This is a genomic window from Streptomyces sp. CNH287 (assembly GCF_000424825.1).
The window spans coordinates 62,002-76,242 of record NZ_AUKQ01000015.1 but is presented as its reverse complement, the minus strand read 5'-3'; the positions used below and the strand labels follow the sequence as shown (position 1 = coordinate 76,242).

Sequence of the window (14,241 nt, the reverse complement as noted above, 5' to 3'; positions counted from 1 at the left end):
GCGCCCCGCCCCTCACCGCTCGTCGGCGATGCGGTCCAGCGCCTCGTGGACGAGGTCGAGGTACTCGACCTCCTCGCAGCGCGGCTTGCTGCCCATCACGTACAGGTCCAGCGACTCGGACAGGTCCTCCCGCAGGTCCTCCTCGGGCAGCTCGGCCGCGATCTCCTCGTACGCCCGGGTGGTGCAGCGGCTGCGCCGGGCCGGCGGTCTGCGGGCCCGCAGGCGGACTCGTGCGAGGAGCGATGCCATCGTGCCCCCAGGGGCGGATCGGGTGAAGGAAACGTAACGGCAAATCGCTCGTACGCACACCCCTTCGACACCGCGTGCGAGAGACGATCACCCCGGCAGCAGAATGGAGAGGTGACCACCAGGACCGCGAAGAGCGCGAAGGCCGCGAAGAGCGTCAGGACCGCCAAGCCGTATCTCGACCTGTCCCGGGCCGAGTGGAGCGCCCTGCGCGAGCGCACGCCGCTGCCGCTGACCGCGGCCGAGGTCGAACGGCTGCGCGGGCTCGGGGACGTGATCGACCTGGACGAGGTGCGGGAGGTCTACCTGCCGCTGTCCCGGCTGCTCAACCTCTACGTCGCCGCCACGCACCGGCTGCGCGAGGCGGTCACCACCTTCCTCGGCGAGGACTCCGACGGCGCCGACGGCGGCCGGGCCCAGCAGCGCACGCCGTTCGTCATCGGTGTGGCGGGCAGCGTCGCGGTCGGCAAGTCGACGGTCGCGCGGCTGCTGCGCGAGCTGCTCACCCGGTGGCCGGAGCATCCCCGGGTGGAGCTGGTCACCACGGACGGCTTCCTCCACCCGGGCGCGGAGCTGCGGCGGCGCGGGCTGATGTCCCGCAAGGGCTTCCCCGAGTCGTACGACCGCCGGGCGCTCACCCGCTTCGTCGCCGAGGTGAAGTCGGGCCGGGCCCAGGTGACCGCACCCGTCTACTCCCACCTCTTCTACGACATCGTGCCCGGGGAGCACCTGACGGTGCGCCGGCCGGACATCCTCATCGTCGAGGGGCTGAACGTCCTCCAGCCCCCGGCGTACGGGCAGGACGGCCGCGCCCGCCCCGCGCTCGCCGACTACTTCGACTTCTCCGTCTACGTGGACGCCCGCACGGACGACATCCGCCGCTGGTACCTGGACCGCTTCCGCAAGCTGCGCGCCACCGCCTTCCACGACCCCGAGTCGTACTTCCACCGGTACGCGCGGGTCTCCGAGGAGGAGGCGATGGCCTACGCCCGCGAGATGTGGCGCACCATCAACGAGCCCAACCTGCGCCTGAACATCGCACCGACCCGGGGCCGCGCGACCCTCCAGCTGCACAAGGGCCCCGACCACAAGGTGGAGCGCCTCTCGCTGCGCAAGCTCTGACCCGCGCAAGCGGCAGGTCAGGCCCGCGAGCGGTAGGACCGCATCGCGAGCGGGAAGAAAACGGCCGCGATCACCGCCGCCCACACCAGGGACCACAGCACGGGCAGGCCGACCTCGCCGCCGACCAGCAGCCCCCGGAAGGCGTCCGAGAGATGCGTGACCGGATTGATGTCCACCCACGCCTGGAGCCAGCCGGGCATGGTCTCGACGCGGGCGAAGGCGCTGCTGGTGAAGGTGATCGGGAAGATCAGCGTGAAGGCGAAGACCTGCACCTTCTCCGGATCGCCCGCCAGCATCCCGATGAGCACGGCGCTCCAGGAGACGGCCGCCGCGAAGACCATCAGCAGGACGGCGGCGCCCAGGAAGCCGCTGAGCCCGCCGGTGATCCGGAAGCCCAGCGCGGAACCGAGCCCGATCATCAGCACCATGGCCCACACCTGCTTGGCCAGGTCGGCGGTTATCCGCCCGAACAGCGGCGCCGACCGGGCTATCGGCAGGCTGCGCAGCCGGTCGAAGACGCCCTTGGTCAGGTCGCTGTTGAGCGACATCGCGGTGTACATGCTCATGAACAGCGTGTTCTGCACGATGATGCCGGGCAGCGCGTACTGGAGGTACTCCTCGGGCGACCCGGCCATCTGGCCGCCGAAGACGTAGGTGAACAGGAAGACGAACATGATCGGCGTGATGCTGTAGTCGATCAGTTCCAACGGGTTGTGCTTGACCGAGACCAGGCTGCGCCAGGCCATCGTGCCCGTCTGCCGGAGGCCGTCGCCGGGACGCACCCGGCCGCTCTTGGTCAGACGCCCGGTCAGCGGGGCGGCTGCCGAGGTCACGGTGCACTCTCCGACCGGGCGAGCGCACCCTCGACCGCGCCCTCGGCCGCGGCCCCGCCACCGGCACGGTCAGCTGCGGCGCCCGCGTCCCCGCCGCCCCCGCCCGCCGCGGCGTCCGGCTCCGGTGGCGGCTCGGCGCGGTGGCCGGTCAGCGCCAGGAAGACCTCGTCCAGCGACGAGCGGCGCAGCGCCAGCTCGCCCACCTCGATACCCTCCCGGTCCAGCCGCCGCACCACGGCGGGCATCACCGCCGGGTCCATGACCGGCGCGGTGATCAGCTCGCCCTCGATCTGGGTCTGCGGCCCGGCCGCCTCCGCCACCAGCGCGGCCACCGCGCCCAGGTCCGCGCCCCGCTGGGGGCGCAGCTGGAGCACCTGGCCGCCCACCGCCGACTTCAGCTCGTCCGGTGTGCCGTCCGCGATGACCCGGCCCTTGTCGATCACCACGATCTCGTGCGCGAGCTTGTCCGCCTCGTCCAGGTACTGGGTGGTCAGCAGCGCCGTCATGCCCTCGGCCACCAGGCCGCGCAGCATGTCCCACACCTCACCGCGGCTGTTGGGGTCCAGGCCCGTGGTCGGCTCGTCCAGGAAGAGGATCTGCGGGCGGCCGACCAGGCTCGCCGCCAGGTCGAGGCGCCTGCGCATGCCGCCCGAGAAGGTCTTCACGGCGCGGCCCGCCGCCTCGCCCAGCCCGAAGCGCTCCAGCAGCTCGGCCGCCCGCGCCTTCGCGTCCCGCCGGGAGACACCGAGGAGGCGGCCGATCAGCAGGAGGTTCTCGGTGCCCGTGAGGTTCTCGTCGACCGCCGCGTACTGGCCGGTCAGGCCGATGAGCGCGCGCACCTTGCCCGCCTCGCGCAGCACGTCGTGCCCCGCGACCGACGCCCGCCCGCCGTCCGGCCGGATCAGGGTGGCGAAGATCCGCACCGCCGTCGTCTTCCCCGCGCCGTTCGGCCCCAGCAGGCCGAGCACCGTGCCGGTGCGGGCCGCGAGGTCGACGCCGTCGAGCGCCCGCGTGTCCTTGAACCGCTTGGTGAGGTCTTCCGCCTGGATCGCGTACGTCATGGAGTGGTCCCTGTGGTGCGTGAGCGCCCGGACGGCACTCACTCCTCCCACCACTGTGACGCACCCCACTGACATTCCACCCGGCGCGGAGCGAACCGGGCATTCAGAGCGGCCCGCGCGTCAGCCCAGGACGCGCTTGACGACGTCCGCCAGCCGGTCGGCCACCGCCCGCGCCGCCTCGATCTCCGGCGCCTCCACCATCACCCGCACCAGCGGCTCCGTGCCGGAGGAGCGCAGCAGCACCCGCCCCGTCCCGCCCAGCTCGCGCTCCGCGTCCGCCACCGCGGTGGCCAGCTCGGCGGAGGTGGTCACCCGCGACTTGTCCACGTCCGGCACGTTGACCAGCACCTGCGGCAGCCTCTGCATCACGGCCGCCAGCTGCGCCAGCGACCGCCCGGTGGTGGCGACCCGCGCCGCCAGCATCAGCCCGGTCAGCGTGCCGTCCCCGGTGGTGGCGTGGTCCAGGGCGACGACGTGCCCGGACTGCTCGCCGCCCAGCGAGTAGCCGCCGCGCTTCATCTCCTCCAGCACGTAGCGGTCGCCGACCGCGGTCTGGAGCAGCGTGATGCCCTCGCGCCGCATCGCCAGCTTGAAGCCCAGGTTGGACATCACGGTGGCCACCACGGTGTTCTGGCGCAGGGTCCCGGCCTCCCGCATGCCCGTCGCCAGCACGGCCAGGATCTGGTCCCCGTCGATCTCCTCGCCCGCCGCGTCCACCGCCAGGCAGCGGTCCGCGTCCCCGTCGTGCGCGACGCCCAGGTCGGCGCCGTGCTCGACGACGGCAGCGCGCAGCCCCTCCAGGTGGGTCGACCCGCAGCCGTCGTTGATGTTGAGCCCGTCCGGCTCGGTGCCGAGGGTGATCACCTCGGCGCCCGCCCGGGCGAAGGCCTCCGGCGAGACGCGGGAGGCGGCGCCGTGCGCGCCGTCGATCACCACGGTCAGCCCGTCGAGCCGGTTGGGCAGCACGCCCACCAGGTGCGCGACGTAGTTGTCGAAGCCCTCGTCGTAGTCCCGTACGCGGCCCACGCCGGCGCCGGTGGGGCGGTTCCACGGCTCGCCCGCCGCGTGCTCGTGGTAGAGCCGCTCGATGCGGTCCTCCAGCTCGTCGGGCAGCTTGTGGCCGCCGCGCGCGAAGAACTTGATGCCGTTGTCGGGCATCGGGTTGTGGCTGGCGGAGAGCATCACGCCCAGGTCGGCGCCGAGCGAGCCGGTCAGGTACGCCACCGCCGGGGTCGGCAGCACACCCACCCGCAGCACGTCCACGCCCGCGCTGGCCAGGCCCGCCACGACGGCGGCCTCCAGGAACTCTCCGGACGCGCGCGGGTCCCGTCCGACGACCGCCGTCGGGCGATGCCCCTCGAAGGTCCCCGCCTCGGCGAGCACATGGGCCGCGGCGACGGAGAGGCCGAGAGTCAGCTCGGCCGTCAGACCGCCGTTGGCCACACCGCGCACACCGTCCGTACCGAAGAGTCGTGCCACTTGTCGTCCTCCAGATCGCGCAGGGCCGGTCTCCGATGGCGCCCGGCTTCCCTCAAGATACAAAGCGAACGCCCCGGCGACACGGAACGTGTCGCCGGGGCGTCCACCACAAAACGGCGTGCAGCCGCGCCAGCGCCTTGCGTCAGCGCTTGCTGTACTGCGTGCCCTTGCGGGCCTTCTTCAGACCGGCCTTCTTGCGCTCGACGGCGCGCGAGTCACGGGTGAGGAAGCCCGCCTTCTTCAGCGCACCGCGGTTGTTGTCCGCGTCCGCCTCGTTCAGCGCGCGGGCCACACCGAGGCGCAGCGCACCGGCCTGGCCGGAAATGCCGCCGCCGGCGATGCGGGCGACCACGTCGTAGCGGTCGTCCAGCTCGAGCACCTTGAAGGGCTCGTTGACTTCCTGCTGGTGCACCTTGTTGGGGAAGTACCCCTCCAGGGTGCGGCCGTTGATCTTCCACTTGCCGCTGCCCGGAACGATCCGGACACGGGCGATGGCGTTCTTGCGGCGCCCGGTGCCCGCGGCGGGCTGCGGGTCGCCGAAGCGCGACGCGAGGGACTCGGAGGTGAACTCCTCCGGCGCCTCGGGGGTCTCGGTCGTGTACTCCTGGACCTCTTCGTCGGCACTCTCGTTGACGGGGGTCTCAGCGGTGGTCTCGGCCACGAGTTCTCCTGGGTTCTCTTCGTCTGGGGTGGTGGCCGGGACTTACTGCGCGACCTGGGTGATCTCGAACGGGACCGGCTGCTGGGCAGCGTGCGGGTGCTGGTCGCCCGCGTAGACCTTCAGCTTCGAGAGCATCTGACGGCCGAGGGTGTTCTTGGGCAGCATGCCCTTGACGGCCTTCTCGACCGCCTTCTCCGGGCTCTTCGCCAGCAGCTCGTCGTAGCGGACGGAACGCAGGCCGCCCGGGTACCCGGAGTGGCGGTAGGCCATCTTCTGGGTCCGCTTGTTGCCGGACAGGTGCACCTTGTCGGCGTTGATGACGATGACGAAGTCACCGGTGTCGACGTGAGGCGCGTACACCGGCTTGTGCTTGCCCCTCAGAAGAGTGGCGGCCTGGGTGGCCAGACGTCCCAGGACGACGTCCTGGGCGTCGATGACGTGCCACTGGCGCTGGACATCGCCGGGCTTGGGGCTGAACGTACGCACGGTCGTAGCCTTCGCTTCTCAGTGAATGGGATCTCCTCCGGGCCTGTGAGAGCCCGGCGGATGGGTCCTGACAAGGCCACCTGACCGATCACGGCAGCAGGACCGCACATCGGTGACGCAACCGAGTGCTGATCGCTGGTCATCGGCCGGTGGGCCGGTGTAAGGGCCCCTCACGTGAGAATGAGCAACCAATACACATAACGAACCCGCAGAATACCCGGTCCCCGGGACAGGGGTCAAAACCGCCCCCCGCCCCGACAGGCTCTCAGCGCACCCGGGCGACCCGCCCCTCGTCCCAGACCGCCTCCGGCGCCTCCCGCACCCGGCCGTCCGCGCCGAAGACCAGGAAGCGGTCGAAGGTCCGCGCGAACCAGCGGTCGTGGGTGACGGCCAGCACCGTCCCCTCGTACGCCTCCAGCCCCTCCTGGAGCGCCTCCGCGCTCTCCAGGTCCAGGTTGTCCGTCGGCTCGTCCAGCAGCAGCGCCGTACTGCCCGCCAGCTCCAGCAGCAGGATCTGGAAGCGGGCCTGCTGGCCGCCCGAGAGCTTGCCGAAGCGCTGCTCGGCCTGCCCGGTCAGCTCGTACCGGCGCAGCGTGCTCATCGCCCTGCCCCGGTCGCGGGCGTGGTCCTCCCACAGGATGTCCAGCAGGGTGCGGCCGATCAGTTCCGGATGCGCGTGGGTCTGCGCGAAGTGGCCGGGCACGACGCGCGCGCCGAGCTTCCAGGCGCCGGTGTGGGCCACCTCGTCGCCCGCCAGCAGCCGCAGGAAGTGCGACTTGCCGGAGCCGTTCGAGCCGAGCACGGCGACCCGCTCGCCGTAGAAGACCTCCAGGTCGAACGGCTTCATCAGCCCGCTCAGCTCCAGCTGCGCGCAGGTGATCGCACGCACGCCGGTACGGCCGCCGTGCAGCCGCATGGTGATGTCCTGCTTGCGCGGCGGCTCCGGCGGCGGGCCGATCTCCTCGAACTTCCGCAGCCGGGTCTTCGCCGCCTGGTAGCGCGAGGCCATCTCGTCGCTGCGCGCCGCGTACTGCTGCATGTCCAGCACCAGCTTCTTGAGCTGGGCGTGCTTCTCGTCCCAGCGCCGCCGCAGTTCCTCGAAGCGCTCGAACCGCTCCTTGCGCGCCTCGTGGTACGTGCCGAAGCCGCCGCCGTGCACCCACACGTCGCTGCCCGCGGGGCTCGGCTCGACGCTGACGATCTTGTCGGCCGCGCGGGCCAGCAGCTCGCGGTCGTGCGAGACGAACAGGACGGTCTTGCGCGTCTCGTTCAGCCGGTCCTCCAGCCAGCGCTTGCCGGGCACGTCGAGGTAGTTGTCCGGCTCGTCCAGCAGCAGCACCTCGTCCGTGCCGCGCAGCAGCGCCTCCAGGACCAGCCGCTTCTGCTCGCCGCCGGAGAGGGTGGTCAGCTTGCGCCACTGCGCCGTCGCGTAGGGGATGCCGAGCGCGGCCGTGGTGCAGATGTCCCACACCGTCTCGGCCTCGTACCCGCGCGCCTCGGCCCAGTCGCTGAGGGCCTGCGCGTAGTTCATCTGCGCGGCCTCGTCGTCGACCTCCATGATCGCCAGCTCGGCCCGGTCGACCTCGGCCGCCGCCTGCCGGATGCGCGGCGTCGCCACGGAGACCAGCAGGTCGCGCACCGTCGAGTCGTCCCGTACGGACCCCACGAACTGCGGCATCACGCCCAGGCCGCCGCTGACGGTGACCGACCCGCCGTGCGGGCGCAGCTCGCCCGCGATCAGCCGGAGCAGGGTGGTCTTGCCCGCCCCGTTCGCGCCGACCAGGGCCACGGAGGCACCGTCTCCGACGCGGAAGGACGCGTCCCCCAGCAGCACCCTTCCGTCGGGCAGGTAGTACTCCAGGTGCGCTGCTTCGAGGTGTCCCATGCTGCCGGATTGTGTCCGAACCGCGCGCGTGCGGCCAAGTCGATTTACCGGGCCGCCCACGTCGCGGGCCAGACCGTAGGATGCGCCGCATGAGCTTTGGGCAGGGGGGTCCCCAGTGGGGGGCCGGGGGCGGCGGTACTCCGGGGTGGGGCGGTGGCACTCCGGACTGGTCGGCCATGGCCGAGGAGACGGCGCGCAGGCGGCGGCGCCGCAGGCGCTGGCTGCTCGTCGGCGGCGGGGCGCTGGCGACGGCGGCCGTCGCGGGGATCGTGGCGGTGGCGGTGGTGAGCGAGAGCGGCGGCTCCAAGGCGTCCGACAAGCCCTCGAAGGGCCTGCCGACGCCCGAGGACCTGCCCTCCAGCCCCGGCCCGGAGCCGTCGTTCGAGAAGGACCTGCCGCCCGCGCCGCCGCAGGACTACCTCAACAGCCCGGAGAAGGACAAGGCCCCGCTGACCGAGGAGTCCCTCTTCCCGCAGAAGACGGTGACCGTCAACGGGAAGAAGTACCAGCTGGCCGCCAGGGACACCACGAAGAAGTGCACCGGCGCCGTGCAGGGCGGTCTGGGCCCGGTGCTGAGCAAGTACGGCTGCGGCACGGTCTTCCGGGCGACCTACGCGCACAAGGGGCTGGCCTTCACCCTCGGCATCGCCGTCTTCGACTCGCAGGCGAAGGCATCCGCGGTCAAGGCGGGGTACGAGCCCAACATCGCCTCGCTGCCAGGGGGCGACGTCCCGGCCTACTGCCGCACGGTGACCTGCCGTACGACGGTCAACGCGCTGGGCCGCTACGCCTTCTTCACCATCGCCGGGCACACCGACGGCAAGCCCGCCCCCGCCTCGGACGAGAAGGCCAAGCAGGCGGCGCTGGACGGCTCCGACTTCGGGTACGCGCGCATCCTCCAGCGGGGCAAGGAGCAGGCGGCGGCGGACGCGCGGGCGGACTGAGGCGGGTTTCGGAGCGAGGGCACGGCATGAGGGGGACGGCATGACCTACACGGCACCAGGGCCCGGACCGGGACCGAACGGCGCATGGCAGCACGGCGGCCCGGGGCCGGGGCCGGGCGGCGGCCCGTGGCAGCACGGCGGTGGCCCGTGGCCGGGCTGGGCACCGCCACCGCCGCCGCAGGCGCCGCAGCCGGGGGTCGTCCCCCTGCGCCCGCTCGAACTCGGCGACCTGCTGAGCGGCGCCTTCGGCACGCTGGGCCGCTTCTGGAAGCAGCTCTACGGCTTCTGCCTCGCCGTGGTCGCCCTGGGGCTGCTCGCCACCGGCGCGGCGGGCGGCCTGGGCCTGCTCCTCACCTGGAGCACGCTCAGCGATCTCGGCCACGGCTCGGACCCGGTGACCGGCAGCCAGGTCGCCGCGCTGGCGGGGGTCGGCGCGCTGGTGCTGCTCCTGCTGCTGTGCGCGGCCGGGTACGCGCTGGCGGCGCTGCACTCCGCGTGCGCCGTCGCCGTCTCGTACGCCGTGCTGGGCAGGCACCTGCCGTCCCGTGAACTGTGGCGGTGCGCCCGCCCGCGCATGACGGCCGTTTTCGGTGTGCAGCTGCTGACCGGTCTGCTCGTCGGGGGCCTGGTGGTGGCCGGCTACGGCGCGTTCTTCGCCGGGCTGTTCGGCGCGCTCGACCTGGGGCCGGACGTGCTGGGCGTGCACATGCTGGGCGGCTGGTCGCTGGTGCTGTCCCTGCCGGTGCTGCTCGGCTGCCTGGGCCTGGCGGCCTTCTTCTACGTCCGACTGGGCCTCGCCCCGTCCGCCGCCGTGCTGGAGGAGCAGCGGCCGGTGGCGTCGATGCGCCGCTCCGCGCGGCTCGTACGGGGGTCGTGGTGGCGGGTGCTGGGCATCACGCTGCTGGTGTCGGTGCTGTGCGCGATCGCCGACCAGATCCTCCAGTACATCCTGATGCTCAGCAGCACCGTCAGCATCGAGCTGCTGCTCACGAGCACCGACGGCAGCGACTGGTCGCTCGGCTCGGTGGTCGGGCTGGTCGCCGTGGTGGGCGCGGTGCTGGCCTTCGGCGCGGTGCTGACAATGCCGTTCCCGTACCTGGTCGCCAGCCTGCTGTATGTGGATCTGCGCATCCGGCACGAGGGTTTCGATCTCGCGCTGGGCGCCGCCGCCGGTCTGCCGCCGCACCGGCCCGCGCCCCCGGAGGCGTACTCCGGTCCGGGCGCCTACTCCGGTCCGGGCGCCTACTCCGGTCCGGGCGCGGCTTCCGCACCGGGCAGTTACGCCCGCCCGTACTGAACCGGTCCGCTCCCGCGGCCCGTTCCGCTTCCCGTACCCCTGGGGGGTCGCAAGGGTTTTCCCCGATTCCGCCCGCCCGCTCCCTTCCTAGCCTCTGGCGTGGGCCACGGCGGCCCACGCCCCTGCGTACGGCCCGATCGGCCGGAAGGGGCGGACCGAGGAAGGGAGGACGGGATGCTGAGACGCGTGAGACCTGTCCGTGCGGACCGTGCGGACCACCCCGCGAAGTCCCGTGCACCACGCTCGTCACGCGGGGCGGCCGGCCGGCTGCCGCGAAGATCCCCCGGCCGGGCCCTCGCCGCGTCCGTCGCGGCCCTGGCGCTGTCCCTGCCGGGCCTGGCCCTCACGGGCAGCGCGTCGGCGGCGCCCGCCGCGGGTACGGCCGAGCGCGGCGCGTCCGCCGCCGCCGCCGTGCCGGACATCTCGCTGACCAACGTGAAGGGGCATCTCAGCCAGCTCCAGCAGATAGCCAACGCGAACGGCGGCAACCGGGCGCACGGCCAGCCCGGCTTCAAGGCGTCGATCGACTACGTGCGGCAGCAGCTGGACGCCGTCGGCTTCCAGACCCAGGTGCAGTCCTTCTCCTACTCCGGGCGCACGGGCTACAACCTCGTCGCGGACTGGCCCGGCGGCAACGCCGAGCAGGTGCTGATGGCCGGTGCCCACCTGGACAGCGTGAGCGGCGGCGCGGGCATCAACGACAACGGCAGCGGCTCGGCGGCCATCCTGGAGGTGGCGCTCGAGGTGGCCCGCTCGGGCCACCAGCCGGACAAGCACCTGCGGTTCGCCTGGTGGGGCGCGGAGGAGCTGGGCCTGATCGGCTCGACGCACTACGTCAACCAGCTGCCCGCAGCGGAGCGCGCCCGGATCGACGGCTACTACAACTTCGACATGGTCGGCTCGCCGAACGCGGGCTACTTCCTCTACGACGGCGACAACTCCGACGGCACCGGCTCCGGCCCCGGCCCGGCGGGTTCGGCGGAGATGGAGAACGTGCTCGAGGACTACTTCACCTCGATCGGCGTGCCCACCCGCGGCACCGACTTCGACGGCCGCAGCGACTACGGCCCGTTCATCCGGGTCGGCATCGCCGCGGGCGGCACCTTCACCGGCGCCGAGGGCCGCAAGACCGCGGCCCAGGCCCAGCTGTGGGGCGGTACGTCGGGGCAGGCGTTCGACCGCTGCTACCACTCCTCGTGCGACACCACGAGCAACATCAACGACACCGCGCTCAACCGCAACGCGGACGCCATCGCGTACGCGCTGTGGACGATGGGCGGGTCGCAGTCGGCGAACGGCTTCACGGTGTCGGTCGATCCGGCCGCCGGGACGCTGGACGCCGGGGGCAGCGTGACCGCCGCCGTCGCCACCCGTACGACCAAGGGGGACCCGCAGCAGCTGCGGCTGTCCGCGGCCGGCCTGCCCAAGGGCGTCACCGCGTCGTTCTCGCCGGAGACGGTGACCTCCGGCGGGAGTGCGAGCGTGACCCTGACCGCCGCGAACGACGCGCCCTCGGGCCGCTACCCGCTGAAGATCACCGGGACGGGCGGCGAGACCAGCAGCAGCGCGGACTACACCCTCACCGTCAACGGCACCTCCAGCTGCTCCGGCCTCCAGACCCAGCGCACCGGGAACCTGACCAGCGGCGGCACCGCCATCCAGCCGGACGGCAGCTACTACTACGCCGGCACCTCCGGCACCCACCGCGCCTGCCTGGACGCCCCGGACGGCACGGACTTCGACCTCTACCTCCAGAAGTGGAACGGTTCGAGCTGGGCCGAGGTCGACCAGGGCGCCACCCCGGAGGCCGACGAGGAGCTGAGCTACAGCGGCACCGCGGGCTACTACCGCTATCAGGTGCACGCCTATTCGGGCGGCGGCGGCTACACCCTGGGCTACGACACGCCCTGAGAGCGCCTGACCCAGCACTGGTTCGCACCCCAGACCGGACGTCATGACCGGTCCGGCAGGACGCGCGGCGCCAAGCCGCAGCCACGGACGCAGCCGCAGCGCAGCCGCACCGCTCGTACCACCGCACCGCGCGCCCCTTCCCCGCCGGACCCGACGCGACGCACCCCCCACGTCGAGTAATGACCGCTCCCGAAGTGAGGACCCCATGAAACCCAGGACCCGGACCCTGTCCCGAAGACGACCTGCCGGACGACCCGCCGCACGCCTGACCGCACGCCTCGCCGCCAAGTGCGCGCTCACGGCCGCCACCGTGGCCGCGATGCTCACCGGCGCCGCCGTGGCCAGCCCCGCGCTCGCCGCGGACGGCGGCACTCCCGAGGGCACCGTCGTCGGCACCCACAGCCCCGACCGGATCAAGGGCAGCTACCTCGTCACGCTCAAGGGCGACCCGGCGGTCGCCGGCACGGCCAGGAGCCTGGCCGCCGAACACGGCGGCGAGGTCACCCGTACCTACTCCGCCGCCCTGCACGGCTTCGCCCTCCGTACGGACGAGGCGTCCGCGCGCGAACTGGCCGCCGACCCGGCGGTCGCCCGCGTGGAGGCCGACCAGCGGGTACGGGCCCTGGGCACCCAGCCCAACCCGCCGTCCTGGGGCCTGGACCGGGTCGACCAGGCCCAGCTGCCGCTGGACGCCAGCTACACCTACCCGGACACCTCCGCGAACGTCACCGCGTACGTCATCGACACCGGAATCCGCACCACCCACACCGACTTCGGCGGCCGCGCCAGCTGGGGCACCAACACCGTCGACAGCAACAACACCGACTGCAACGGCCACGGCACCCACGTCGCGGGCACCACGGGAGGCACGTCCTACGGCGTCGCCAAGAGCGCGCGGCTGGTCGCCGTCAAGGTGCTCGACTGCCAGGGCAGCGGCAGCAACGCGGGCGTCATCGCGGGCGTCGACTGGGTGACGGCGAACGCGGCCGACACCTCGGTGGCCAACATGAGCCTGGGCGGCGGCTCCTCGCCCACCCTCGACAGCGCCGTACGCGGCTCCATCCAGGCCGGGATCACCTACGCGCTGGCGGCGGGCAACGACGACGCCAACGCCTGCAACACCTCGCCCGCCAAGGTGGCCGAGGCCATCACGGTCGGCGCGACCGCGCGCAACGACACCCGGTCGGTCTTCTCCAACAAGGGCAGCTGCCTGGACCTCTTCGCCCCGGGCACCGACATCACCTCGGCCTGGAACACCGGGGACAGCGCGCGGAACACCATCAGCGGCACCTCGATGGCCTCGCCGCACACAGCCGGTGCCGCCGCGCTGGTGGCGGGCGCCCACCCGGCCTGGACCCCGCAGCAGATCCGCGACTACCTGGTGGAGAACGCCACCGACGGCGTGGTGCAGAACCCGGGCACCGGCTCACCCAACAAGCTGCTGCGCGTGGTGAACGACGGCGGCGGCGACCCCGACCCGGACAACGACTTCACCCTGGCCGCCAGCCCCGACGCCCGTACGGTCGAGGCGGGCCAGGCCACCGGCACCAAGGTGTCCACCGCGATCGCCAAGGGCTCCGCCGAGAACATCCAGCTGAGCGCCGCGGGCCTGCCCAGCGGAGTCCGGGCCGCCTTCGACCCGGCCGCGGTCACCACCGGGGACTCGTCCGGCCTCACCCTCACGACCTCGGCGAGCACCCCCTCCGGCACGCACACGATCACCCTCAAGGGCACCTCGCCCTCCGCCGAGCACAGCGTCACCTTCGCCCTGACGGTCACCGGCGGCGGTGGCGGCGACTGCGCGAACCCGGGCCAGAAGCTCGCCAACCCCGGCTTCGAGTCCGGCGCCACCGGGTGGACCGCGACCCAGTACGTGATCGGGCAGTGGCAGGCGTCCGGCCAGGCCCCGCGCACCGGCAGCTGGAACGCCTGGCTGAACGGGCGCGGCAGCACGCACAGCGACACCCTCCAGCAGCGTGTCTCGCTCCCGGCGGGCTGCGCGCAGTACTCGCTCGGCTTCCACCTGCACATCGACACCGACGAGGCGCCGGGCACCGCGTACGACACCTTCGAGGTGCAGGTGCTCAACGCGGGCGGCACGACCGTGCTGGACACCCTGAAGACCTACTCCAACACGGACTCGGGCAGCGGCTACCAGAAGCAGGCCCTGGATCTGGCCGAGTACGCGGGCCAGGACATCCAGATCCGCTTCGCCGGGAAGGAGGACGCCTACCTCCAGACGTCCTTCGTGATCGACGACACGACGGTCGACGTGGCCTGATCCCAGCCGCTGTGCGAGGGCGCCGGTGTGCACTC

The 14,241-nt window shown here is 72.5% G+C and carries 11 protein-coding genes and 1 pseudogene; 5 read left to right on the top strand and 7 right to left on the bottom strand.

Features of this window, described 5'->3' with window-relative positions; translation table 11 throughout:
- Positions 1-12: 12 nt before the first annotated feature.
- The gene (locus H299_RS0116530; RefSeq protein WP_027749300.1) at positions 13-249 is read right to left on the bottom strand and encodes a hypothetical protein; all 237 of its coding nucleotides are present in this window, start codon (positions 247-249) and stop codon (positions 13-15) included.
- A gap of 111 nt (positions 250-360) precedes the next feature.
- On the opposite strand from H299_RS0116530, the gene coaA reads away from it, so the two are divergent.
- A complete protein-coding gene (gene coaA, locus H299_RS0116525) occupies positions 361-1,368 on the top strand; it encodes a type I pantothenate kinase (protein WP_027749299.1) in 1,008 nt (335 codons plus the stop codon).
- A 17-nt stretch (positions 1,369-1,385) separates the two neighbouring features.
- On the opposite strand, the gene H299_RS0116520 is transcribed toward coaA, so the two are convergent.
- The 6 genes from H299_RS0116520 to H299_RS0116495 form a co-directional block, all read right to left on the bottom strand.
- Positions 1,386-2,201, bottom strand: coding sequence for an ABC transporter permease (locus tag H299_RS0116520; RefSeq protein ID WP_027749298.1), 816 nt, complete (start codon positions 2,199-2,201; stop codon positions 1,386-1,388).
- The gene (locus tag H299_RS34555; RefSeq protein ID WP_037759365.1) at positions 2,198-3,262 is read right to left on the bottom strand and encodes a daunorubicin resistance protein DrrA family ABC transporter ATP-binding protein; all 1,065 of its coding nucleotides are present in this window, start codon (positions 3,260-3,262) and stop codon (positions 2,198-2,200) included. The genes H299_RS0116520 and H299_RS34555 overlap by 4 nt, the downstream gene beginning before the upstream one ends.
- A gap of 120 nt (positions 3,263-3,382) precedes the next feature.
- A complete protein-coding gene (glmM, locus tag H299_RS0116510; protein ID WP_027749297.1) occupies positions 3,383-4,741 on the bottom strand; it encodes a phosphoglucosamine mutase in 1,359 nt (452 codons plus the stop codon).
- Between the two features lie 142 nt (positions 4,742-4,883).
- The gene (gene rpsI / locus H299_RS0116505) at positions 4,884-5,402 is read right to left on the bottom strand and encodes a 30S ribosomal protein S9 (RefSeq protein ID WP_027749296.1); all 519 of its coding nucleotides are present in this window, start codon (positions 5,400-5,402) and stop codon (positions 4,884-4,886) included.
- A 42-nt stretch (positions 5,403-5,444) separates the two neighbouring features.
- Positions 5,445-5,888 (bottom strand): 50S ribosomal protein L13, encoded by a 444-nt coding sequence (gene rplM / locus H299_RS0116500; RefSeq protein ID WP_027749295.1) that lies wholly within the window; start codon positions 5,886-5,888, stop codon positions 5,445-5,447.
- Positions 5,889-6,153: 265 nt separating this feature from the next.
- Positions 6,154-7,773, bottom strand: a complete 1,620-nt coding sequence (locus H299_RS0116495) for an ATP-binding cassette domain-containing protein (RefSeq protein WP_027749294.1) — start codon at positions 7,771-7,773, stop codon at positions 6,154-6,156.
- Positions 7,774-7,862: 89 nt separating this feature from the next.
- Between H299_RS0116495 and H299_RS0116490 the strand changes: the two genes are divergently transcribed.
- The 4 genes and pseudogenes from H299_RS0116490 to H299_RS37605 all read left to right on the top strand — a co-directional run bounded on the left by H299_RS0116490 (position 7,863) and on the right by H299_RS37605 (position 14,206).
- Positions 7,863-8,717 carry a hypothetical protein gene (locus H299_RS0116490; protein WP_027749293.1) on the top strand — a complete coding sequence of 285 codons (855 nt, stop codon included), beginning with the start codon at positions 7,863-7,865 and terminating at the stop codon, positions 8,715-8,717.
- A 40-nt stretch (positions 8,718-8,757) separates the two neighbouring features.
- Positions 8,758-10,014 (top strand): hypothetical protein, encoded by a 1,257-nt coding sequence (locus tag H299_RS0116485; RefSeq protein ID WP_027749292.1) that lies wholly within the window; start codon positions 8,758-8,760, stop codon positions 10,012-10,014.
- Positions 10,015-10,281: 267 nt separating this feature from the next.
- Positions 10,282-11,403 (top strand): annotated as a pseudogene (locus H299_RS39960) (M28 family metallopeptidase); the annotation flags it as partial.
- 727 nt (positions 11,404-12,130) lie between these two features.
- Positions 12,131-14,206 (top strand): S8 family peptidase, encoded by a 2,076-nt coding sequence (locus H299_RS37605; RefSeq protein ID WP_486587301.1) that lies wholly within the window; start codon positions 12,131-12,133, stop codon positions 14,204-14,206.
- Positions 14,207-14,241: the final 35 nt, after the last annotated feature.